At 60.5% G+C, this 23,962-nt stretch carries 20 protein-coding genes; 18 read left to right on the top strand and 2 right to left on the bottom strand.

The window, feature by feature from the left end:
• Positions 1–63: 63 nt before the first annotated feature.
• The 16 genes from mgtE (at position 64) to LC531_RS17745 (ending at position 19,349) form a co-directional block, all read left to right on the top strand.
• Entirely contained in the window at positions 64–1,455 is a 1,392-nt protein-coding gene (gene mgtE / locus LC531_RS17820; RefSeq protein ID WP_223652689.1) for a magnesium transporter, read from the top strand.
• A gap of 204 nt (positions 1,456–1,659) precedes the next feature.
• Complete coding sequence (locus LC531_RS17815) at positions 1,660–3,057, top strand: carbohydrate porin (RefSeq protein ID WP_223652683.1); 1,398 nt, start codon at positions 1,660–1,662, stop codon at positions 3,055–3,057.
• 44 nt (positions 3,058–3,101) lie between these two features.
• The gene (locus tag LC531_RS17810; RefSeq protein ID WP_068339002.1) at positions 3,102–3,698 is read left to right on the top strand and encodes a Uma2 family endonuclease; all 597 of its coding nucleotides are present in this window, start codon (positions 3,102–3,104) and stop codon (positions 3,696–3,698) included.
• Positions 3,699–3,782: 84 nt separating this feature from the next.
• Positions 3,783–4,568 carry a S1/P1 nuclease gene (locus LC531_RS17805; RefSeq protein ID WP_223652681.1) on the top strand — a complete coding sequence of 262 codons (786 nt, stop codon included), beginning with the start codon at positions 3,783–3,785 and terminating at the stop codon, positions 4,566–4,568.
• Between the two features lie 562 nt (positions 4,569–5,130).
• Entirely contained in the window at positions 5,131–6,174 is a 1,044-nt protein-coding gene (locus tag LC531_RS17800) for an amino acid--tRNA ligase-related protein (RefSeq protein WP_223652679.1), read from the top strand.
• 145 nt (positions 6,175–6,319) lie between these two features.
• Positions 6,320–7,090 (top strand): orotidine-5'-phosphate decarboxylase, encoded by a 771-nt coding sequence (gene pyrF / locus LC531_RS17795; RefSeq protein ID WP_223652677.1) that lies wholly within the window; start codon positions 6,320–6,322, stop codon positions 7,088–7,090.
• 127 nt (positions 7,091–7,217) lie between these two features.
• A complete protein-coding gene (pyrE, locus tag LC531_RS17790; protein ID WP_223652675.1) occupies positions 7,218–7,847 on the top strand; it encodes an orotate phosphoribosyltransferase in 630 nt (209 codons plus the stop codon).
• Between the two features lie 101 nt (positions 7,848–7,948).
• Complete coding sequence (locus LC531_RS17785; RefSeq protein WP_223652673.1) at positions 7,949–10,999, top strand: phosphoribosylformylglycinamidine synthase subunit PurL; 3,051 nt, start codon at positions 7,949–7,951, stop codon at positions 10,997–10,999.
• A gap of 8 nt (positions 11,000–11,007) precedes the next feature.
• Positions 11,008–11,418 (top strand): hypothetical protein, encoded by a 411-nt coding sequence (locus LC531_RS17780; RefSeq protein ID WP_223652671.1) that lies wholly within the window; start codon positions 11,008–11,010, stop codon positions 11,416–11,418.
• A 30-nt stretch (positions 11,419–11,448) separates the two neighbouring features.
• Positions 11,449–12,318 (top strand): phosphoribosylformylglycinamidine synthase subunit PurQ, encoded by an 870-nt coding sequence (locus LC531_RS17775; protein WP_223652669.1) that lies wholly within the window; start codon positions 11,449–11,451, stop codon positions 12,316–12,318.
• A 10-nt stretch (positions 12,319–12,328) separates the two neighbouring features.
• Complete coding sequence (locus LC531_RS17770; protein ID WP_223652667.1) at positions 12,329–13,729, top strand: phosphoribosylaminoimidazolesuccinocarboxamide synthase; 1,401 nt, start codon at positions 12,329–12,331, stop codon at positions 13,727–13,729.
• A 95-nt stretch (positions 13,730–13,824) separates the two neighbouring features.
• Positions 13,825–15,111: a phosphoribosylamine--glycine ligase gene (gene purD / locus LC531_RS17765; RefSeq protein WP_223652665.1), complete on the top strand. Its 1,287-nt coding sequence runs from the start codon at positions 13,825–13,827 to the stop codon at positions 15,109–15,111.
• Positions 15,112–15,115: 4 nt separating this feature from the next.
• On the top strand, positions 15,116–15,760 hold the full coding sequence (gene purN, locus LC531_RS17760) for a phosphoribosylglycinamide formyltransferase (protein ID WP_223652664.1): 645 nt from the start codon (positions 15,116–15,118) through the stop codon (positions 15,758–15,760).
• Between the two features lie 175 nt (positions 15,761–15,935).
• The gene (purF, locus tag LC531_RS17755; RefSeq protein ID WP_223652663.1) at positions 15,936–17,432 is read left to right on the top strand and encodes an amidophosphoribosyltransferase; all 1,497 of its coding nucleotides are present in this window, start codon (positions 15,936–15,938) and stop codon (positions 17,430–17,432) included.
• A 138-nt stretch (positions 17,433–17,570) separates the two neighbouring features.
• Positions 17,571–18,668, top strand: coding sequence for an AIR synthase-related protein (locus LC531_RS17750; RefSeq protein WP_223652662.1), 1,098 nt, complete (start codon positions 17,571–17,573; stop codon positions 18,666–18,668).
• Positions 18,669–18,818: 150 nt separating this feature from the next.
• Entirely contained in the window at positions 18,819–19,349 is a 531-nt protein-coding gene (locus LC531_RS17745) for a DUF4240 domain-containing protein (RefSeq protein WP_223652661.1), read from the top strand.
• A gap of 8 nt (positions 19,350–19,357) precedes the next feature.
• Here the strand turns inward: LC531_RS17745 and LC531_RS17740 are convergent, their stop codons facing one another.
• On the bottom strand, positions 19,358–20,854 hold the full coding sequence (locus tag LC531_RS17740) for a nicotinate phosphoribosyltransferase (RefSeq protein WP_223652660.1): 1,497 nt from the start codon (positions 20,852–20,854) through the stop codon (positions 19,358–19,360).
• 102 nt (positions 20,855–20,956) lie between these two features.
• Here LC531_RS17740 and LC531_RS17735 point away from each other — a divergent pair, with 102 nt between their 5' ends.
• The gene (locus LC531_RS17735) at positions 20,957–21,643 is read left to right on the top strand and encodes a DUF1345 domain-containing protein (protein ID WP_223652659.1); all 687 of its coding nucleotides are present in this window, start codon (positions 20,957–20,959) and stop codon (positions 21,641–21,643) included.
• Between the two features lie 79 nt (positions 21,644–21,722).
• Here the strand turns inward: LC531_RS17735 and LC531_RS17730 are convergent, their stop codons facing one another.
• Positions 21,723–22,631: a DUF72 domain-containing protein gene (locus tag LC531_RS17730; protein WP_223652657.1), complete on the bottom strand. Its 909-nt coding sequence runs from the start codon at positions 22,629–22,631 to the stop codon at positions 21,723–21,725.
• Between the two features lie 346 nt (positions 22,632–22,977).
• Here LC531_RS17730 and LC531_RS17725 point away from each other — a divergent pair, with 346 nt between their 5' ends.
• Positions 22,978–23,943 carry a septal ring lytic transglycosylase RlpA family protein gene (locus LC531_RS17725; protein WP_223652655.1) on the top strand — a complete coding sequence of 322 codons (966 nt, stop codon included), beginning with the start codon at positions 22,978–22,980 and terminating at the stop codon, positions 23,941–23,943.
• The last annotated feature ends 19 nt before the right edge of the window (positions 23,944–23,962 follow it).

Genomic DNA, 23,962 nt, shown 5'->3' with positions numbered 1-23,962 from the left:
ACGGTGTGACATTTCGCGACGAGCTACGTAAGAGCGGGCAAACCCTGATTTCTGCCCGTGCTCATGGCCCCCGCTGCTACCCTTACCCCCACCGAAAACGTGCGCGCGCTCCTCGCCCAGCACGATTTTCGCGCCCTCAAAGCCGCCCTGGCCGACTGGCCCGCGCCCGACCTGGCCCGCTTCGTGGCCCAGCAGCCCGAAGCGCAGCTGCTTATCCTGTTTCGGCTGCTGCCGCTGCACCAGGCGGCGGCCGTGTTTGGCTACCTGGCCCCGGTGGTGCAAAACCGGCTGCTCAGCCACCTGGCCCCCGAGCAGGTAACGGCGGTGCTCAACGACATGGCCCCCGACGACCGCACGGGCCTGTTTCAGCGCCTGCCGGCCACTTTCGTCAAGACGCAGGTCGAACGCCTGGCTCCCGAAGAGCGCCGCGTGACGCTGGAGCTGCTGGGCTTCCCGCACGACAGCGTGGGCCGCCTGATGACGCCCGACTACATTGCCATCCGCGAAGACTGGACCATGACCCAGGTCTTCGACTATATTCGGCGGCACGGGGCCAGCGCCGAAACCGTGACGATGCTCTACGTGGTGGATGAGCAGGGCAAACTGCTTGACGACGTGCACATTCGGGAGTTTCTGGTGGCCGAGCCCACGGCCCGCGTGCAGCAGGTGCGCAACAATATTTTCGTGTGCCTCGATGCCCTGCAAAGCCAGGATGCGGCCCTGGCCGACTTCCGCCGCTACCAGCGCGTGGCCCTACCCGTCACCAACGCGGCGGGCGTGCTGCTGGGCATCGTCACCCTCGACGACATCCTGGCCCTGCGCGAGCGCGAAGACACCCGCGACATGCAAAAGCTCGGCGGCTCCGAATCGCTGGACGAGCCTTACCTGGAAATTCCGCTGGCTAAAATGGTGAAAAAGCGCGCCGGCTGGCTGGTCGTGCTCTTTCTGGGCGAGATGTTTACGGCCACCGCAATGGGCTTTTTTGAGGGCGAAATCGAGAAGGCCGTGGTGCTGGCCCTGTTCGTGCCGCTGGTCATCAGCAGCGGTGGCAATGCCGGCTCGCAGGCCACCTCGCTCATCATCCGGGCCATGAGCCTGGGCGAAGTAACCGTGGGCCGCTGGTGGCAGGTGATGCGCCGCGAGCTGCTGGCCGGCCTCGCGCTGGGCGTGATTCTGGGCATCGTGGGCACCATTCGCATTGCGCTCTGGCAGGGCCTGCACCTGCGCGACTACGGCCCGCACTGGGTGCCGCTGGCCCTGGCCGTGGGCTTCGCGCTGGTGGGCATCGTGCTGTGGGGCTCGCTGGCCGGCTCCATGCTGCCGCTGCTGCTGCGCAAGGTCGGCTTCGACCCGGCCACTTCCTCGGCCCCCTTCGTGGCCACCCTCGTGGACGTGACGGGGCTGGTTATCTACTTCACCGTGGCGTATCTCTTTCTGCACGGCACCTTGCTGTAGAGGCTTTGCCAGCGTTGCTCGCGCGGCCGGGGGGTAGGGAGGCCGGCGACTTCTCCTTAAAACGTGCCGGCTTGTGGAGGTTGAGTTACCCGGCTTGTCTTTTTCTAAAATACATGAATTATTAATGAAATTCTAATTCGGCTTATGTAGGGAGCGTACTTTTGCGGAGCGTGGATTGTCCGTATGGCTCACCTTTTTGATTGAATGACTTTTTATTATGCGCGGGCGCTGACCGTGGCCGCTCTGGGCCTGCTGGCGCGGGCCGCTTTTGGACAGGGCCAGGTGACGCCGCCCGCCTCCACGTTGCCCGCCCAAACACCCGCCGCTGCCTCGGCCCCCGATGCCGTGCACCGCGACGATGATGGCTGGAGCCTGCACTTCCAGCAGACGCTTATCCAGCAGTGGCACCAGGATTTAAGTCCCCGCTACGCAGGCGACCACAGCTTGCTGGCCCGCGAAAACGCCAAGCTCTCGTTCACCAGTACGCTCTTCATTGGGCGGCGGCTGTGGAAGAACGCGGCCGTGTATTTCAACCCCGAGGTGGCCGGCGGCAGCGGCCTGAGCGGGGCCACCGGCATTGGCGGCGCGCCCAACGGCGAAACTTTCCGCATTGGCGACCCCTCCCCGCAGCTTTATTTGGCCCGGCTCTACGTGCGCCAAATCTGGGCGCTGAATTCAGAAACCGAAGATTTTCCCGACGACCTCAACGAGGTGGCCGGCCGACGCCCTACCCACTACCTGGCCCTAAACGTGGGCAAGTTCAGCGTGGCCGACTACTTCGACCAGAATAGCTACGCGCACGACCCACGCACGCAGTTTTTCAACTGGAGCCTAATGAGCGCTGGCTCCTGGGACTACCCCGCCAATGTGCGTGGCTACACCGTGGGCGCGGTGCTGGAGTACATTACGCCCGCCCTGGCCCTGCGCGCCGGGGTAGGGGCCATGCCCGCTGATGCCAACGGCCCTACCCTCGACTATAACTACGCTAAGGCCCAGGCCCTGACCGCCGAGCTGACCAAGCCCTATACCATGAACGGCCACCCCGGCGCGGTGCGGCTGCTGGGCTTCCGCAACCAAGCCGCGATGGGCAGCTACCGGCTGGCCGTGCAGGAAGCCGGCCCCGATGGTCCCGACGTGACGGCCGTGCGCGCCGACCGCCGCACCAAGTACGGCTTCATCATCAATGCCGAGCAGGAAGTGAGCAAGGAAGTCGGCGCGTTCGGCCGCTTCAGCTACAACGACGGCCACAACGAAACCTGGGCCTTCACCGAAATTGACCGCAGCCTGAGCCTGGGCCTCACCAGCACCGGCGCGCGCTGGCACCGGCCCACCGACCGCCTCGGCGCGGCGGTCGTGGCGAATGGCCTCTCGGCGGCGCACCGCGCCTACCTGGCCGCCGGCGGCTCGGGCTTCATCCTCGGCGACGGCCAGCTCGCCTACGGCCTCGAATACATTGGCGAAATCTATTACAGCTTCGATTTTCCACGCTACCACGCCGCCATCAGCCCCGATTACCAAATTGTGATTAACCCCGGCTACAACACCAACCGCCTGCCGGGGCCGGTGCATATCCTGGCCCTGCGCCTGCACGTGGAATTTTAAGGGGGGTAGGGATATCTTTACGCTAGCACTAGCCGGCTTCAATTATGGAACCCATCACGCAATTTTCGCAGCTTGACCTAAGCAAAAGCTATACTTACGCCGATTATCTGACCTGGAAATTTGACGAGTTCGTGGAGCTTATCAAAGGTCGTTTAATGCAGCCTATGGCAGGACCAAGCCGTTTGCATCAGGTGTACGCGCTCAATATGGCTGCCAATATCCGTCAGTTTTTGAAGGGTAAGAAATGCCAAGTCTATATCGCGCCATTTGATGTGCGCCTGACTACGGGCGGTGTAAATGGCGACCAGCAGATTACCACCGTCGTGCAGCCTGATATCTGCGTGGTTTGCGACCTGACTAAGCTGGACGACCGGGGGTGCCTGGGCGCGCCCGATTGGATTATCGAAATCGTGTCGCCCGGCAATACGGCCCGCGATACCAAAACCAAGTTTGACCTCTACGAGGAAAGTGGCGTGCGCGAGTACTGGATGGTGTATCCGGGCATGAAAACTATAACGGCCTACGTGCTTGATAACGACCAGTATAAGCTGGCTGGGGAATATATAGAACCGGGGCTTATTTCGGTCGCCACCGTGCCCGGACTGGCCCTGGAATGGACCGAGATTTTTGCTGAAGACTAATCAGCTTCCTGCAACCGTAACCGGCAGGCTGCAACTGCGTGGCCGGTGGCGGTGTTCTTGCGCTTTGCTACCCTTGCTTTACTGATGAAAAAACTGTTGTTTGCGCTGGCTTTATGGGCGGCGCTGCCGCTGGCCGGCCGGGCCTGGGGCGTGGAAGGCCATCGCGCTATCGGCATTATTGCCGAAAACCACCTCACCGAAAAGGCCCGCCGCCAAGTGGCTGCCCTGCTCGGCACGCAGTCGCTGGCCATGGTCAGCACCCTGCCCGACGAGATGCGCTACCTGCCCGAGTACAAGGACACCGCGCCCTGGCACTACGTGAACACGGCGATGGGCCTGGGCCACGACCAGTACCTGCAAGCCGTGAAAGCGCAGACTACGCCCAATGCCTACAATGAACTGCTGCTGAAAATTAAGGAGATGAAAGACCCGGCCTTGACGAAGGCGCAGCGAGCCGAAGCCCTCACCTTTGTGGTACACATCGTGGGCGACATGCACCAGCCCATGCACACCGGGCGGGCCGAAGACAAGGGCGGTAACGACATCAAAATGACTTATCGGGGCAAGGATACCAACCTGCACAGCCTCTGGGACAGCGGTCTGCTTGATTACCAGGGCCTCACCTACACCGAGCTGGGCCAGCAGGACAGCGCCGTGCCTACCCCCCTTATCAAAACCTGGCAGGCCACGGCCGACCCCGCCGACTGGCTCTTCGAGTCGTACACCATCGCCGGCCAGCTCTACGCCGAGGCGGCCCAGAATCCGAATCCCGACTTTCGCTACTACCCCGCCCACGCCGACGAGCTGAAGCAGCGCATTCAGCAGGCCGGCATCCGGCTGGCGGGCGTGCTGAATGAGGCGTTTAAATAGGCTCGTCGCGCTGTTTTGGTCAATAAAAAAGGCCGCCGCTCCCAGCAGGAGCGGCGGCCTTTTTCAGGCGTAATGCACTTAGGCTGAAACAGTCAGCGCGAGCAACATTATCGAAATAAAGAGCCAAAGTTACGCTAGTCTTACCGGCAGACACAAACGATGGGCTAACCGCAACTTTTTTTTGAGCCATCAGCGACTCCCCAAAAGGGCCTAAAATCCTAGCCTGCCGCAGGAAAACTTTTTTTGCCAGAAACCGGAAAAAGGTTTTTTGCCAATGATACTATGGCCGCTAAAAAGGAGCGCGTAATTTTGCACTGTGAACGCACTCAACCACCAGTGGATGATGCGCGGGATGGCTCAATCGGTCGCCCTGCGAGAGGACCGGAAGGCCGTTGGCCCCGTTTTTCAGTCGTTCTGTAATTCGTTTTTCGTTTCGTTTTTTTGATTTACCGCTTCATTCGTTTGAAGCGGTTTTTTTGTGCCCGGCCGGCGCGTTATGGTTTTAAGATTTTAGGTTTTTTTTAGTTCTTCTTAACTACAAATTCCCCTCATCAACTCCAGTATGGATACCAACACGCTTTCCCCGAAAGTAGCCGCCGCTACGTTGTCTTCGACCGCCACCCACGCTGGCAACCGTAACCTGAGCACCGACCCCAAGCGGATGGCGGTTATTAAGGTGTGGGATTCGATGATGCGCGGCGCTCGCAAGTATTGTGAGGAGCAGGGCTTTGTGACCATCCACAACATGCCTCACATTGTGGGCGTGACGGGTGCTTGCGAAAACACGGACACGCTCTTTACCCTCGACTGGTACGACGGCAAGAAGATGTTCCTGCCCCAGAGCAACCAGCTTTACATCGAGATGCTGACCCAGGCTGTGGAAGGTGGCCGCGTGTGCGGCGAAATTCAGAGCTTCCGCAAGGAGCTGAACGCTGACAACCGCCGCCTGGCGCAGTTCACCCTGTTCGAAATCGAGCACGTAGGCGACCTCGACGAGCTGCTGGGCCACCTGGCCGGCATCGTGCACACGGCTTGCCGCGAGGTAGCCATCAAGTGTGCCAAGGAGCTGGCCCTGTTTGGCCGCGACCCGCTGGATATTATCGACCTGACTTTCAAGCGTAAAACCTACGCCGAAGCTATCGAGCTGTTGAAGCCGAACGGCTTCCCCGACTTGCAGTGGGGCGATGACTTAGGCGCGGCCGAAGAGAACCGCCTGACCGAGCTGGAAGGCCCGATTTTTATCACCCACTACCCGGCCGACATCAAGTTCTTCAACATGCGCAACAACGATGACGACCCCCGCGTGGTGAACAGCAGCGACCTGCTGCTACCCCTCGCTGGCGAGTCGGCCGGCTCGGCCGAGCGGGAATTCGACGGTGCCAAGCTGCGCCACAAGCTGGAAACCAGCTCGATGCTGGCCGGCCTCATCCGCCAAGGCATGAAGCTCGAAGACTTCGAGTGGTACTTAAGCTTCCACGAGGAGTATGACGTGCAGCTGCATAGCGGCGCCGGCGTAGGCATGGCCCGCGTAGCGCAGTTCATCCTCGGCCAAACGGACATCCGCGAGTGCGTGCCCTTCCTGATTAACCGCGAAAATGTAATCTAAGCTGCTGACTACGAAGCGCCCGGCCCCGCCGGGCGCTTTTGTTTTTACCTGGTTTGTAGCGTGGACTCTGCGAGTCCGCGCGTGGGTCGATTGCTAACTGTCCAACGCGCGGACTCGTAGAGTCCACGCTACCCCTCGCTACATTATGCAAAAGCTCCTCACCCGCGTTGCCCAGGCTAATACGCTGCTCTGCGTGGGCCTCGACCCCACCGGCTCGGACGAAGACGTGACGCGCCGCCTACCCCAGGTCATCGCCGAAACCGCGCCCTACGCCGCCGCCTTCAAGCCCAATCTGGCCTTTTTCCTGAGCCGGGGCAATGGCACGCAGCTCTTGCGCCAGGTGGTGGCCGCCGTGCCCGACGGCATTCCGGTTATCCTGGATGGCAAGTTTGGCGACATTGCCAACACGGCCATGCACTATGCGCAGTTTGCCTACGACGTGGTGGGGGCCGATGCCGTGACGGTGAACCCCTACATGGGCGCCGATGCAGTGGTGCCCTTCGCCCGCCCCGGCAAGTTCGTGTTCGCCCTGGCGAAAACCTCCAACCAGTCGGCCGTGCAGGAGGCCGTGTTGCAAAGCGGCGAGCCCGTGAGCGACTTCACCGCCAAAATGCTCGCTGACCTCGATGCGACCCACGGCAACATCGGCCTCGTGGCCGGTGCTACTGATGCGGCGGCTTTGAGCCGCCTGCGGCAGCTGTGCCCGACGCAGTGGTTTCTGGTGCCTGGCATCGGTGCGCAGGGCGGCGATTTGGCGGCAGTGCTGAAAGCGGGCCTGTTTGCCGATGGCGGCGGGTTGCTGATTAATGCTTCGCGCAGCATCTGGCAGGCGGAGGATTCTGCGGCCGCGGCGCGGGAGTTGATGAATGAGATAAACGAGTGCCGGCCGGTAACGGCTTCGCTGTTAAATAAATAATTGACAAAAAAGAACGTCATGCTGAACGCAGTGAAGCATCTTTACTACGAGAGTAATCCAGCCGCGACAACGATGCGGTAGAGATGCTTCACTGCGTTCAGCATGACGTTCTTTATTATTCTATTAAATGGATACCCTAACCATCCTCACCCCCGGCCTACCCCCCGCCGAAGTTGCCAGCATCATCGAAGCGCAGTTGCGCGAAGAAGGCGCCCTGCTGAGCGGCCACTTCAGGCTGTCGTCGGGCCTGCACTCCGATACCTACGTGCAGTGCGCCCGCTTTTTGCGCAAGCCCGAGCTGGCTGCGCCCGCCATGGCCGAGCTGGCCAGCCGCCTGCGCGCCGCCGACATTAACCCCGATGTGGTGGTGGGCCCCGCGATGGGCGGCGTGGTAGTGAGCTACGAGCTGGCCCGCCAGCTCGGCGTGCCCTCCCTTTTTACGGAGCGCGATGCGAACGGCGAAATGGTTTTGCGGCGCGGCTTCACATTGGCCCCCGGCGAGAGGGTAGTGATTGCCGAAGACGTAGTTACGACTGGTAAAAGCACCCTCGAAGTAGCCCGGGTTTTGGGGGAAATGGGGGTCGAAGTGCTGGCGGTGGTGTCATTAATTGACCGGACGAATGGGAAAGCTGAGCTTCCCTTCCCGAACTTTGCCCTGTTGCCGGTGCAGGCGGCCGTGTTTGCGGCCGATGCAGTGCCGGCGCACCTGGCCGGAATTCCGGCCGTGAAGCCCGGCAGTCGGCCGGACTCGAAGTAGCGCGGACTTTCAGTCTGCGAGTCAGGAAATTGAATGGGTCGTGGGCTGAAAGCCCGCGCTACATAACGCTTAACGGGCGGCCCCAGGGTCGTCCTTCCCGTTTGGAAACCAACCAGCATTCCATCCTCCTTACCCTCCAACCCGGCCGCCACGACGGCGACGGCCAGCGCGTGGCCGCCGATGCGGCCCGCCACCTCGGCCTGCGCACCGGCCAGGTACGCAGCGCGGCGCTCTATGCCGTGCGCTACCCCGGCCTCACCGCCGCGCAGGTGGCCGGCTTTGCCGCCGCCTGCCTGCAAGACCCTGTGCTGCACACCGTGGCCATCGACGAGCTGGCCGCGCCCGAGGGCTTCCAGAGCTACATAGTAGTGGCCAAAGGCCCCGGCGTGACGGACGACGAAGGCACCTCGGTCCAGAACGCGCTCAGCGACTTCCGCAACGAGGCCATCGACACCCGCACGCAGCACATTTTTTCGAAGCGAATTTATTGGGTAGAGAATTCCCTATCCCCCTCCGACCTGCGCAAGCTGGCCGAAGAGCTGCTGGGTAACAAGCTCATTAACAGATTCGAAGTAGGTGCGGTGGCCGACGGTATCCGCGACTACACGCCGCGCCCCGGCGGCGGGGCCGACGCCCGCACCGAAACCATCGTGCTCGGCGGCCTCAGCGACGAGCAGCTTTTGCAGCTCAGCAAAGACAACATGTACGCCCTCAACCTGCCCGAAATGCAGGCCATCCGCGACCACTTTGCACAAGCTTCGCTGCGCGAAGAGCGGGTAGGGCTGGGCCTCCCCGCCGACCCCACCGATTGCGAGCTGGAAATACTGGCCCAAACCTGGTCGGAGCACTGCAAACACAAGGAATTCAGCGCCGTTATCAAGTATAAAAACCTGGAAACGGGCACCGAGGAAGAGATTGACGGGCTGTTCAAAACCTTTATCAAAGGCGCTACCAGTGAGGTAGATAGGCAGCTGCGCGCCAACGGTAACGACTGGCTCATCAAGGTGTTTTCGGACAACGCGGGCGCGGTGCGCATCAACCCCGAGTCGCTATTCGTGTGGAAGGTCGAGACGCACAACTCGCCCTCGGCCATCGACCCCTACGGCGGGGCCATCACGGGCATTTTGGGCAACAACCGCGACCCGCTGGCCACCGGCATCGGTGGCGCGCGCTTGTTGTTCAATACCAACGTGTTGTGCTTCGGTAACCCCGACTACGACGGGCCTTTGCTGACCGGTCAATTGCACCCGCGCCGCATTTTTGAAGGCGTGCGCAAGGGCATCGAGGACGGCGGTAATAAGTCGGGCGTGCCGACGGTGAACGGGGCCATCATTTTCGATGACCGCTACCGCGGTAAGCCGCTCGTGTACTGCGGCACCGGCGCGGTCATGCCGATGCAGCTGGACGGCAAGGACAGTTGGGAAAAGGTGATTTTGCCCGGCGACCGCATCATCATGGCCGGCGGCCGGGTGGGCAAGGACGGCATCCACGGCGCGACATTTAGCAGCATTGAGCTGGACGAAGCCGCGCCCGCCACGGCCGTGCAAATCGGCTCGCCCATCACCCAAAAACTGGCGATGGACTTCCTCATCCTCGCCACCCGGCGCGGCCTCATTCGGTGCAGCACCGACAACGGCGCGGGCGGCCTCTCGTCGAGCATCGGCGAACTGGCGCTCATCCCCGGCGGCGCGGTAGTAGAATTAGAAAAAGTGCCCCTCAAATACCCTGGCCTCAAGCCCTGGGAAATTTTCCTGAGCGAGTCGCAGGAGCGTTTCACGCTGGCCGTAGCGCCCGAAAAGCTGGCTGATTTGCTGGCGCTGGGCCGCGAAATGGAGGTCGAATTGACCGATATCGGCTTCTTCAACGCCGAGGGTTCGCTCGATGTGCTGTTTGATGGCCAGCCCATTGCCGGCCTTTCGCTGGAGTTTCTGCACGAGGGCGTGCCACGCAAAACCCTGCTGGCTGAGTACACAAAGCCTGCCGCCCAGGAGCCCGCCCTACCCCCCTCCTTGGACTATAACGACGTGCTGCTGAAACTGTTGGGCTCGCTCAATATCTGTTCGCGCGAGTCGGTTATCCGGCAGTACGACCACGAGGTGAAGGGCCGCACCATTGTGAAGCCCCTCATGGGCGCCACCGGCCAGGCTCCGCAGGATGCGGCCGTGGTGCGCTTCAATTTCGAGAGCTGGGAGGGCGTGGCCGTGAGCAACGGCATCTTGCCCCGCATGGGCGATTTGGACGCCTACCAGATGTCGGCCGGCTCGTTTGACGAGGCCGTGCGGCAGATTATTTCGGTGGGCGGCAAACTGCCCAACCTCACGCCGGGCGACAATATTTTCTGGTCGGTAAACGACAATTTCTGCGTGCCCGACTCGGTCTACGACCCCGCCATCAACCCCGACGGTAAGCAGAAACTCGCCAAGCTCGTGCAGATGTGCCAGGCCCTGCGCGACGCCTGCGCCGTCTATTGCATCCCGCTCACCTCGGGCAAGGATTCGATGAAGAACGACTTCAAGGCCGACGGGGTGAAAATATCGGTGCCGCCCACGGTCCTCTACTCCATGACGGCCAAGGTAGCCGATGTGCGCCAGGTAGTTACCTCCGATTTCAAGCAGGCCGACGACGTGATTTACCTCCTCGGCGAAACCTACGACGAGCTGGGCGGCTCGGAGTTCTACCAGCTCTACAACGAGTTGGGTGCCAACGTGCCCAAGGTCAATTTTACCAAAGCCAAGGCCCTTTACACCCTCGTGGGCGAGGCCAATGACCAGCAGCTCATCCAGAGCAGCCACGACCTCAGCGACGGCGGCCTTGCCGTGACGCTGGCCGAGTGCACCTTCGGCCGCGAGGGGGTAGGGGCCGAGCTCGACCTGAGCTCCCTACCCCCCGATTTATCGGTGAACGCGCTGTTATTCAGCGAGTCGCACTCGCGCTTCGTGGTAAGCATAGCGCCCGAGGACGTAGTAGCCTTCGAAAGCATTTTGAAAAACCGCGCCACCCGCCTGGGCCGCGTTACGGCCGATGGCCAACTGCGCGTGCGCCATCAGGCCACCGAGCTACTGAGCCTGAATACCACCGACTTGCGCGCCGCCTGGACCAACGGCCCCGTCAACCAGACGATTGGCTTGGAGCCGGCCACGCTACTAGGTTAAAATCCTTTATGTTGTTCTTCTCTAAAGCTTTGTATGAGTCGAATAAGAAGTTTATCTTGTATGATTATCTAGTCAGTCACGGCCAATTACTTTTGAGAGCTGATAAAATAAACGAGAAAAAGGGCTTCAATACAGACATTGTTTTTTTCGATACTGCTTACGTGCAGTTGCCAGCATTTTTTATGAATGGTGTCTCTATTACCCAAGACAATGGTAAAAAGAGATTCGGCTACCCAGGTATTGATAATGGCCTAGATAATGAATATCGGAAGTGTTTTGAAATAGTTGGTGATAGCGCTAGCTACTATGTAGTTGCGTCATTCTTTCAAGTGTTTGAAAATGACTTAGCATTTGACCAAACAAGCCTAGGTTTCCTTGACCCCGAAGGCATAGGAAAAGAAATAGCAAGAAGCTTCTAACAGCAACAAGTATCTGACGAGGCTATTGAAATGATAGAATCCGAAAACCAACTTCCCAAAGCCCTTATCCTGACCGGCTTCGGCATCAATTGCGAAGAGGAAATGGCCGCCGCCTACCGCTTGGCGGGCGGCGAGGCTACCATCGTGCACCTCAACGAGGTGCTGCACGGCCGGGTGAGCATCCACGACTTTGATATTCTGAATTTTCCGGGCGGCTTTTCGTTCGGCGACGACCTGGGTTCGGGCGTGGTGCTGGCCAACAAGCTGCGCTACCGCCAGACCGGGGCCGCCGGCCGCACGCTGCTCAGCGACATCCGCGAGTTTGTGGCCGCCGGCAAGTTCGTGCTGGGCATCTGCAACGGCTTTCAGGTGCTGGTGAAGCTGGGGTTGCTGCCCAACCTGGGCGGCAACTTCGAGCCCGAAGTAACGCTGACGCACAACGCATCGGGCCGCTATGAGGACCGTTGGGTGCGCCTCGTGGTGAACTCCCTGGCCAACACGCCCTTCCTGAGCGGGCTTACTTCGTTTGAGGTGCCCGTGCGCCACGGCGAAGGCCGCCTGGTAGTGCCCGACGCCACCACCCGCGAAAGAATCGTGAATCAGGGCTTGAACTGCCTGACCTATGCCGGGCACGACGACCTCGAAACCGGTACTTACCCCCTCAACCCGAACGGGGCCGACCTCAACTGCGCCGGCCTTACCGACCCCACGGGCCATATTTTCGGCCTAATGCCGCACCCCGAAGCCTACCTCGCCGGCTGCAATCATCCCGATTGGGGTATGAAAAAGCGCCGCGGCGAGCTAACGGATGAGGGCGAAGGCCTGGCCATTTTCAAAAATATTATTACTCACCTCACTCACCGGGCGCAGGAGGTTAGCGCGCCTACCACCCACGCCTAAGTTATTCGGTATGAACACGCTCCCACATTTCGCTACCCCCCAGCTCCAGCTCCTGCACCGCGGCAAAGTCCGCGATAGCTACCGCATCGACGACCAAACCCGTCTGATTGTGGTGTCCGACCGCCTCTCGGCGTTTGACAGCGTTTTAGAAACTGCCATTCCGCACAAGGGCGCGGTGCTCAACGGCTTGGCTAACTTCTGGTTCGACAAGACGGCCCACATCATCCCTAACCACGTGAAGGAGATGATTGATGCCAACGCCATGCTGGTGAAGGAAGCGCAACCCATTAAGGTGGAGATGATTGTGCGTAACTACATCACCGGCTCGATGCTGCGCGGCTATCAGAAAGGCCAGCGCACGTTCTCGGGCGTGACCGTGCCCGACGGCCTCACCAAGCACCAGCAGTTCCCTACCCCCATCGTGACGCCGACTACTAAGGAGGAGTCGGACCGCGAAATCACCCCCGAAAACCTCGTAAGCGAAGGCTGGGTGAGCCAGGAACTGTACGATAAGATGGCCGAGAAAGCCCTGGAGCTGTTCAAAGTCGGCTCCGATTTGCTGGCCTCGCAGGGCATCATCCTGGTTGATACCAAGTATGAGTTTGGCCTGCTGAACGGCGAGCTGATTCTAATTGACGAAATCCACACGCCCGACTCGTCGCGTTTCTGGAGCGCCGCCGACTACGCCAAAAACCCGGAGAGCGCCGAGCAGATGGACAAGGAGTACGTGCGCCAGTGGCTGATTGCCAACAAGGTAGAAGGCAAATACCCCCGCGCCCTCACCCCCGAAGTAGCCCAGGAAGCCACCAACCGCTACCTCGATATCTTCCAGCGCATTGTGGGCCACCCGCTGGCCACGGCCGACGAAACCGCCACCGGCGGTAACGTAGCCAACCGTCTGGTCAGCAACCTGGTAAAAGCCGGTCTGATGAAAGATGCCTGGGTGAACATTGTAATGGGCTCGCCCGCCGACAAAGAGCATTGCCAGAAAATCCGCTCGTTTTTCGAGGGCTACGAGGTATTCACGCAGCTGCGCGTGTGCTCGGCCCACAAAAACGGCGAGGAAATCGGCCCGATGGCCGAAGTCTGGAACCGCTCCATCGAGCCCGGCGTGATTATCGCCGTGGCCGGCCTCAGCAACGGCCTCGGTGGCGCCCTGGCTGCCAACGTGAACGTGCCCGTTATCTCGTGCCCGCCGTGGAAGGACTACGCCGAGCTGTCCATGAATCTGAATTCGTCGGTCATCATGCCCAGCGGCACGCCCAACCTCACGGTAGTGCGCCCCGATAACGCGGCCCAGGCGGCCCTGCGCGCCCTTAACACGCCGCGCCTGCGCGAGCGCCTGCGCCACGATATTCTGGCTACGAAAGCCAAGCTGAAAGCGGCTGATACTGAGATAAAAGCGTTGTAATTTTTTAGCGCAAAGTTTCGCAGAGTTGGTAGAGTCTCGCTGAATACTCGCCTGCCTTTGCGAAACTTTGCTCACTCTGCGAAACTCTGCGCTAAATGACTTCTAAAAATCTCGTCCTCCTCGGCTCCGGTGCCCGTGAGCACGCCTTGGCCATTAAGCTCCGCCAGGATGGCGCGACTGTGCACGTGCTGCCTGGCAACGCCGGCATCCCCGGCAGTGTGCCTGGTATCAGCGCCCTCGATTTTTCGGCCATTCAAGCCTTCTGCAATGAGCAGGAGGTCAAGCTAATAGTGGTGGGGCCGGAAGCGCCGCTCGCCGCCGGCGTGGCTGACTTTTTTCTCAATACTGATATCCGCGTGTTTGGCCCGCGCCGGCAGGCGGCTACCCTCGAAAGCTCGAAGGTGTGGAGCAAGGACTTCATGCGCCGCCACGGCATTGCCACGGCCCGCGCCTGGAGCTACCGCAGCGACCATCTGGCGGAGGCTCAGGCCAAAGTGGAGGAGCTGCAAGGCCAGGTAGTGGTAAAATACGACGGGCTGGCCGCCGGCAAAGGTGTGTATGTGTGCAGCTCGGTAGCCGAGGGTACGGCCGCCCTCACCGAATTGCGCGAATTGTACGAAGGCTGGTTTTCGGTGCTGCTCGAAGAGAAGCTGACCGGCCCTGAGGTAAGCCTCATTGGTCTCACCGATGGCAACCGCATCCGCCTGCTGGCCCCGGCTCAGGACCATAAGCAGCTGCTAGCCAACGATGAAGGCCCCAACACGGGTGGCATGGGCGCGTATTGCCCGGTGCCGTTTCTGCATGATAACTGGCTGGCTACCATCCGCCGCGATATTATCGACCCCACACTGCGCGGCCTGCAAGCCGAGCCGTTCGACTTCGTAGGCTTCCTCTACTTTGGGGTAATGCTGACGCCCGACGGCCCTAAGCTGCTCGAATACAATGTGCGCCTTGGCGACCCCGAGGCCGAAGTGATTCTGCCCGCACTGGAAAGCAGCCTGCTCGAACTCATTGTGGCCACGCTCGATGGCAACCTGGCCCAGACCGTGACGCGGCAGCGCCCCGGCGCGTTCGTGGGCCTGGTGCTGGCTTCGGGCGGCTACCCGGCGGCGGAGTTTCCAACGGGCTTCCCGATTCATGGTATCGGTAATCAGGGACAGGGTACGCAACTGTACCTGGGTGGCGTGAAGCCGGGCGAAATCGACGGCGAGCTGCTCACCAATGGTGGCCGGGTCGCGGTGCTAGTATCGCATGGCCCCGACCTGCCCACGGCCGTGCAGCTGGCTTATACCGAAGCCGAACTGGTGTATTTTCAGGATAAATACGTGCGCTCCGACATCGGGCAGCGCCCTACCCCCCTGCTCGAAACGAGCGCCTACTAAGGTGATGAACAGCGCATCCGAAGCAGCCCAGCCAACCAATGACTTGCCGCCGCCAGCGGGGGGTAGGGCGGCGCGCCTGGCCATCCTGCTCTCGGGGCGCGGCTCCAACATGCTGGCGCTGGCCGAGGCGGTGCGCGCGGGTGCTTTGCGGGGCCTAGCGGAGGTGGCCGTGGTGTTCAGCAACGACCCGGCCGCGTCTGGCCTCGCTGCTGCTGCCGACCTGGGTTTGCCCACCGCCAGTCTGCCTTCGAAAGGCCGCAAGCGCGAAGCTTTTGACCTGGAAGTAGTTGATATACTTTGGGGTTATCAGCCCGATTATGTGGTGCTGGCGGGCTATATGCGGGTACTATCGCCGGCCTTCGTGCGAGCCTTCGCGGGCCGCATTGTCAATATTCATCCTGCCGATACGCACCAGCACCAAGGCCTGCACGCTTATGAATGGGCGTATGATAACCACCTGGCCGAAACCAAGATAACCGTGCACCTGGTGGATGAAGGACTCGATACCGGACCTATTCTGGCTCAGCGCGTTGTAAATTTGATAGGGGCTGATACCCTGGCCGAAGTGCAGCGCCGCGGCCTGGCCGTGGAGCACGTTTTATATGCCGAAACGTTAGCTTATTTACTAAATAAAACTACCCAACGGTGATGAGTTGCCATCTGTCATCTGTCATTGCGAGCCTGCGAAGCAATCTTTCCTTCATGCCTCGCTGATGTTAGCAGTAGACAAGGAAGGATTGCTTCGCAGGCTCGCAATGACAGTCCTATTTTCCCCTACTCCCTTCCCAATTCATAATTCATAATTCTTAACTCCCAATTAAATTATGTGCGGCATCGTAGGTTTTCACGGCCCTGAGCGCGTGGTAGGCGATATGATTATCGGCCTTACCGCCCTGCAACATCGGGGGCAGGATGCCGCCGGCATTGCCACATTTGACGGCGACGCTTTTCACCTGCACAAGGGACAAGGCTTGGTCAATGACGTATTTAAACCCAAGCATACCAAGAAGTTGACCGGTAACACCGGTATCGGGCACGTGCGCTACACCACGCAGGGTGCCAACGATTCGGACCTGGCGCAGCCCTTCACTACGAGCTACCCCTTCGGGCTGGCGATGGTGCACAACGGCAATGTTATCAACTTCCGCGACGTGGCCAGGCTGCTGCACGAGAAGTATCACGTGCTGCCCAAGACGACTAACGACCTGGAGCTCATCATGTACACCTTCGCCTCGGAGCTGCGCGTGAAGAACCTGGACAGCCTCTCGGTAGTCGATATTTTCGACGCTGTGGAGACGACCCAGGAGCTGGTGAAGGGCGCTTACGCTACCGTTACCATCATTGCCGGGCACGGCATGCTGGCGTTTACCGACCCGCTGGGCATCCGGCCACTGGTGATGGGTAGGCGCGACACGCCCGACGGCCCGGTGTACGCCTTTGCTTCGGAAAGCACCTGCTTTGATTATCTGGATTTTGAGTTTGTGCAGAACGTCGGCCCCGGCCAGGCGGTATTTATCGACCAGAATTTCCAGGTTCACTACAAAAACCAGCACGCGCTGCCCAAGGCGTTTTGCGTGTTTGAGCAGATTTACTTTGCCCGCGAAGACTCGACCATCCACGGCCGCCTGGTGGCGCGCGAACGCGTGCGTCTCGGTAAGATACTGGCCCGCAAGGTAGTAGATGCCGGCTTAAAGCCCGATATGGTCATTGACGTGCCGAGTAGTGGCTACTTCGCCGCCTCGGGGCTGGCCGAAGCCATTGGCGTGCCCTATCGCCGGGCGATGGTGAAAAACAACCACATGGGCCGCTCGTTCATCGTGCCTACCCAAGCTGGGCGCGAGGACGTGGTGAAGAAGAAGCTCAACCCCATCAAGGCGTTTGTGGAGGGTAAGAAAGTGGCCGTGGTAGACGACAGCATCGTGCGCGGCACCACATCGCGCCGCATCGTGCGCCTGTTGCGCGAGGCGGGCGCGGCTGAGGTCTACTTCATTTCGAGTGCGCCGCCCATCGTGTCGCCCTGCATCTACGGCATCGACATGGCCATGAGCACCGAGCTGATTGCCGCCAACTACACGGAAGAGGAAATCTGCCGCTACATCGAGGCTGATAAGGTTATTTATCAGGACTTAAGCGACTTGGAGGACTTGTTCGCCGAGGAGCGCGGCCACGGTGGCTCGTGTTTCGCCTGCTTCACCGGCAAGTACCCTACTGGCGACGTAACGCGCTACCTGCGCCATGTGCAGGAGGAGCGCCAGAGCCACCGTATCGTAGACAAGGTGCCCTCGGTGAGCGCCAAGGCCCCGTTGCCAACTGAGCATTAATATTTATTAAGCATCAATTTAGTTGTCATTGCGAGCCCCGCGAAGCAATCGCACCCGCCTGAAACCCGACCGAGTCGTTCTGATGCGATTGCTTCGCGAGGCTCGCAATGACAACTGCTTTTAGACTGCCTACCCCGCATGAACAACGCCCAAACCCCCGACGCCGGCTACTCCATCGACCTCGGCAACGCCGCCTCGAAAAACGCCTATAACTGGTCGAAGAAGACTTTCGCTACCCGCGCTGGCCTGCCCGGCGAGCCCGCCCGTGGCCTCGACGGTGGCTTCTCGAATGAAATCCGCTTCGGCCAGGAGCGCTTGGGCATCAGCTCCGACGGTATTGGGACCAAAATCGAGCTGGCCGAGCGCCTCGACAAGTATGATACGCTGGGCTACGACCTGGTAGCCATGACCGCCGACGACCTCATTGCGGCCGGTTTCATACCCACCAACCTGTCGAATATCATCGACGTCAATACCCTTGACTATGATGTAGTTGACGAGATGATGCGCGGCTTGCACGATGCCTGCATGTTCTCGAAAATCGCCATTACGGGCGGCGAAATTGCTGAGTTGGACAACCGTATCGGCGGCTTCCCCGGCGCGCGCATGAACTTCAACTGGTGCTCCACGGCCATTGGCGTGCTACACCCCAGTCTGGCGCAGCCACTGAGCGGGGCCGCTGCTCAGGCCGGCGATGCGGTGGTGGCCATGCGCTCGCCCTCGTTCCGCTCCAACGGCTACTCGCTGGCCCGCAAGACGTTGCAGCGCCTCTTCGGCGACAACTGGCACGCTACCCCCTACGATGGCCCCGATGCCGACCAGTACGCCACCTGGGGCGATGCCCTGCTCGCGCCCTCGCTCATCTACGCGCCCGCCCTCACGGCGGTGCTCGACGCCGGCCTACCCCTGCGCGGCGCGGCCCACATCACGGGCGGCGGCGTGGCCGACAACTTCAAGCGCGTGCTCAAAAACGGCCTCGGCGCGGTGCTCGACAACCTCTTCGCGCCGCTGCCCGCCATGCAGCGCCTCTGCGAAATTGGCGGCATCGCGGCCGAAACCGCCTACCTCTACTGGAACATGGGCAACGGGATGCTGCTCCTTACCCCCCCCGAATCGGCCGAAGTCCTGGTGCAGCAGCTCGTGCAGAGCGGCTACGCGGCCCAGGTGGCCGGCTACCTCACCGCCGAGGCGGGCGTGACGCTGCGCGTCGCGGCGGGAGAGTTGACGTATGCATGAGTATTATCGCCATTGAGGAGTAGCATCAGTTTAGTAGTTCTGGCTACCGCATTAGCAGGCATGTTATGTGGCTGTAAACCAAATGCTGAGGTTGATGCAAGAGTTAGTCAAGGCGTAGTTGCCACCCAATAGTTAACTGCAAAAAGTAGAATGGATAAACAGGAGTTTTGGCGCATTATTGACTTAGCTCACCAGCAAGCTAACGGCGATGAGCAGATACAAGAAGTTCTATTAATCAAGGCTTTAGAAAATCACGAGCCTGCTCAGATAATAGAATTTGAATGCCTGCTTCGGCAGCAGATTATTGCGGCGGATGATTTCAAGGTGATGGCAGCCCAAAAAATTATTCTGGGCTCCGTTTCCGATGACTCCTATCTCTACTTCCGCTGCTGGCTCATTGGCCAAGGCGAAGACGTTTTTTCGCAAGCGCTTCGCAACCCCGATTCGCTGGCCGCTATCGACACGGAAGAAGTAAATCCCGATTTTGAGTCATTGCTCTACGTTGCTACGCAAGCTTACCAGCACAAAACAGGTAAGGAAGAAGAGGATGAAAGCTTTCCGCGTGATGTAGCAAGTGAGCGCGGGCTGAACTATGATTTTGAGACAGAGACAAAAGGCGAAGACTGGGAAGAGGAGCAGTTGCCTACTCTTCTTCCCAGTCTTTGGGCTAAATACAACTAAGTAATTCCCTACGCCGGCCGCACCGGCCGCTTCGCCAGCATCAACTGCGTGCGGAACTCGTGGAGCGACTGCTCCAGGCCCACGGGGTACACGTGCGGGTTGAGGTAGCGGCGGATGCTGGGGTCCAGGCTGTTGACTTCCTGGCGGGCATGGGTGCGGCTTTCGGCCAGGGTAGGGAGTGGCTGCACCAGGCGGCCCTGACGCAGCACCGGGGCCAGTAGGTCCAGGAAGGGCGCGTTGGGGTGCACGGGGCGGCGCCGGGTAGCCTCGGCCGGGTCGATGATGGTCGGGGAGGGGGGTAGGGCCTCGGGGGCGGCCACGTTATAAATCATGTCGGCGCGGGGCTGGCCGCCGTCGCCCAGGTAGCGGCGCACTTGCAGGATTCCGGGGATGCTGGTTTTGGCCTGCTGCTCGGAGAGCTTGATGGTGAAATCCCAGCCCTGGCCATCTTCGGTGCGCAGGGCGGCCAGCTTGTACACCCCGCCGAGGGCCGCCTGGTTGTAGGCCGTCACGAGCTGCGTCCCTACCCCCCAGGTATCGATGCGCGCGCCCTGCTGCCTGAGGTTGAGGATGAGATTTTCTTCCAAATCATTGCTGGCCACGATGCGCACGTCCTCGAAGCCGGCTGCGTCGAGCAGCTTGCGCGCTTCTTTCGACAGATAAGCCAAGTCGCCTGAATCCAGGCGGATACCGCTCAGTTCGTGGCCGTGCTGACGCATTTCGAGGGCTACTTCGATGGCGTGGCGCACGCCGTCGAGCGTGTCGTAGGTATCCACCAAGAATACCGAGTCGTCGGGAAAGGCGTCGGCGTAAGCGCGAAAAGCGTCTTTTTCATCGGTAAAGGTCATGACCCAGCTGTGGGCGTGAGTGCCGCGCACCGGGATGCCGTAGCGCTGGCCGGCCAGCACGTTGCTGGTGGCATCGGCCCCGCCGAGGTAGGCGGCGCGGCTTGCTCCGAGGCCGCCGTCGGGCCCCTGGGCGCGGCGCAGACCAAACTCCAGCACGGAGTCGGTCGGCCCGGCGGCGTCGCGCACGCGGGCCGACTTAGTGGCGATGAGGGTCTGGAAATTGACGAGCGTGAGCAGGGCCGTTTCTACTAATTGCGCTTGCAGCAGCGGGCCCTGCACGCGCACCAGCGGCTCATTGCCAAATACGACTGTGCCCTCGGCGATGGCATCCACGTCGCAGGTGAATTTTAAGGCCCTTAAGTAGGCCAGAAACTCATCAGGGAAAAGCCGGGTCCCCTTGCTGCCCGTGAGGCCGGCCAGGTAGGTAATATCATCGTCCGAAAAGCGCAGCGTTTCCAGGTAGTCTACGGCCAGGGCCAGGCCCGCCGCCACGGCGTAGCCGCCCTCGAATGGCGCTTTGCGGAAGTAAAGGTGAAACACTGCCTCGCGCTCGTGGAGGTTGTTTTTCCAATACCCGTAGGCCATTGTGAGCTGGTAGAGGTCGGTGAGCAGGGCCAGCGAGGGGCGGTAGAGGCCGGAGAGGGGCGCGTCGTTCATAGGGGCAAAGCACGGAATAAATAGCGAAACTACCGGATGCCCTGGTCGGTGCCGAACGGCTGGCCAGTTGGCGGGGCGCGTCCGCAGGCGTTACTTTGAAGTGTGGAAAAAAATACTGTTTCGCCCTCGTTGTGGCATCGCGTGGGTCATTTGCCGGCCACCATGCGCTTAATAGCCGGGGTAGGAGCCGGGGTAGGAGCCTGGGCGCTGAGTCCGGCCCACTATTCGGTGCTCATTCGCCTCATTATTGGTTGGGATGCGTTTACTGCTACATCGCTAGCGCTCATCTGGCTGAGCATGAATTCGGCCGATGCCGACCGCATCCGGGCCATCGCGGCCAAAGAAGATTTGAGCCGGCTGCTGAGCTTTGTGTTTGTGCTGGTGGCGGCAGCGGCCAGCCTGCTGGCCGTGATATTGCTGCTCAGCACCACGCACAACATGAGCCCGGCTATGCTCACCCGGCACATTGCCCTGAGCGGCGTGGCGGTGGCGGGCTCCTGGCTGCTGGTGCACACCGTGTTTACGCTTCGCTACGCGCACATGTACTACGACGCTGACCCCGAGGGCCGCGATGTGGGCGGCCTCGACTTCCCAGGTAAAGTAGAAGAACCCGACTACCTTGACATGGCTTACTTCTCCTTCGTGGTCGGGATGACGGCTCAAACCGCCGACGTTGGTATCAGTGGGCGTAATATTCGCCGGCTGGCACTGCTGCACGGCCTCATTTCCTTCGTCTTCAATACGGCCCTAGTTGCGCTGGTTATCAACGGCATAGCAGGAATCCTTTAGGTCATTTAACACCTATCAATTAACATTTAACAGCTGTTCTGTTTGCGCACTTTGCACCGACTGAGCAGCTGTTAAATGCTCAAAACAAGCTGCCTTGCACCTGCTGAGAAATTAGTTTCGGCGGCGGTACTGCGATTCCCGTCAGCTCGTGCATGCGGGCCAGGAAGTGCTGAGCCCAGATGGGCGCGTGGCGCACATCTTTCTGGTGGATAAATACATAGGCCGTATGCAGGCCCTGCGCGTACCACGCGGCCAGGCGGGCGGCCCAGGCGTCGGCGCGGGCGTAGTCGCTCGGGATGAGGCCGTGGCCGTTGAGGCGGATGAAGGCGGTGGGGGTAGTGAGGCGCTGGGCCAGTACGTCGCGCCGGCCGGCCACGTCGGTAATTACCAACGTTTTATTAAGCGCTTCGAGCGTAGCGAACACCGTGTCGGCCAAGGCTTTATCCGAAAACCAGCGGGGGTGGCGCAGCTCCACGGCCAGCGGCACCTCGGCGGGCCAGTCGAGCAGGAAGCGCTCCAGGCGCGGTAGATTTTCGGGGCCGAAATGCGGGGGCAGCTGCAAAAAGCAAGTACCCAGATTGTCGCCCAGCTCCTGCACGGCCCGCGTGAAGCTCAGCGTAAGGGCATCCGTGTTGTACAACTCACGCTCGTGGCTGATGCTGCGCGGCAGCTTGGGGCAGAACTTAAAGCCCGGCCCCACAGCCTCGCGCCAGCGCCGCCCGGTGGGCGCGTCCGGGATGCGGTAGTGCGTGGTATTCAGCTCGATGGAGTTGAACTGCCGGGCGTAGTACTTCAGAAAGTCCGGCTCCTTCGCGCCCTGCGGGAAGTACGAGCCCAGCCACTCTTTATTAGTCCAGATGGGGCAGCCCACGTACAGCGTGGGGAGGGTAGGGACCGGAGCGCGGGCCAGCACCCGCGCGGTGTCGGGGTGGTCGGGGGGTAGGCGAAAATCAACGTAGCGCAGGTCGGGCAGGCGGCCAAAATCCATGCGGCGAAGGTACGGCCAAATTCGCGGTACGGGGCCTCGCGATATACAACGGATTTAGCAATTACGCAAACGACGACCTGGCCTTCGCCCAAGGTAAATGCCTAAATTTTGTACTCGCCGGATAATCTAATTTCTCCTTCTTCCTTTGAAAAGTACTATCATTGACCTAAAAATAGCTTTCCTAAACACAATTGCGGATTCAGCTAACTCGTAAAAGCTGAAAGCGCCTGCGTGAATATGATAAAAGTGCAATTTAAAAAAAATGGTAACATCCTTAGCAAGTAGTGGGTGTCGGTTTTGGCCGGGCACGTCCTACATTCGATAGGTTCACCATTTACCAAAGCGCATGACGCTTACGCAATCCACTTCTTTTTCTGCTTTTCTACTACGCTGCCTCTTAGGGCTAGCGCTGGGAATAGGGCTGGTGTTGCCGGCCGCTGCCCGTACTAATCGTACTAACCGGGCGCATACACTGCGCCACAAGCATATGCGGCACCGCATCCATATTCTGCGGATGCTGCCCACCTTTATCCCAACCGCCCGCGCTGGCTATGCTACCGTGCTGCGGGGCCGCGCCTCGTGGTATGGCAAATATTTTCAGGGCCGAAAAACTACTAGTGGCGAGCGCTTTAACCGCTTTAAGTATACCTGCGCGCACAAAACCTTGCCCTTCGGCACCCGCCTGCGCGTAACTAACCTCGACAACGGCGCGACCGTAGTGGTGCGCGTCACGGACCGCGGGCCCTTCCGCCACGAGCGCATCATCGACTTGGCCGAAGTGGCCGCCCGCCCACTGGGCCTCGTAGAGGCCGGCGCGGCCACCGTGGTAGCCGAGGTAGTGCCGGATACTACCCCCCTCGGCATTGCTGACACGCCTGATAACCTCACCGAGCTGCGCACGGCCGACCCCAACCCCAACGCGCCCTTTACGGCCTACCTGCTGCCCGAGAAGCTCACCGCCGATGAGCTAGCCGCCGCCGCCGTGGTCCCTACCCCCGCCGCTAACGCCGTGCCGACCGCCCCACGTTTTGCCGTGCAGGCGGGCACCTTCGATGATGTGCTGGCGGCACGCACCGCGCTGGCCCATATCCTAACCATCGACCAAGCGCTGCCAGCTGAAGTTGTGGCCGTGACCGCCGAAGGCCGAACCCAACACCGCGTCATCATTGGCCAGCTCGATAGTTGGCTGGCCGCCGAAACCGTGCGCCGCCACCTCCAACTCTGGGGCGTAATAGGGCAAGTGTACGCCTTGCCGGCTGCCGCTGGGGCCAGCGTGGCGGTCGTGCCGCCTACTGCTACTGCCGGGCAGTAGCTGGCCCTCTACCCCTTCT

Source organism: Hymenobacter psoromatis, from assembly GCF_020012125.1.
Taxonomy (GTDB): Bacteria; Bacteroidota; Bacteroidia; order Cytophagales; family Hymenobacteraceae; genus Hymenobacter; species Hymenobacter psoromatis.
This window is presented reverse-complemented; position numbering and strand designations above follow the sequence as displayed.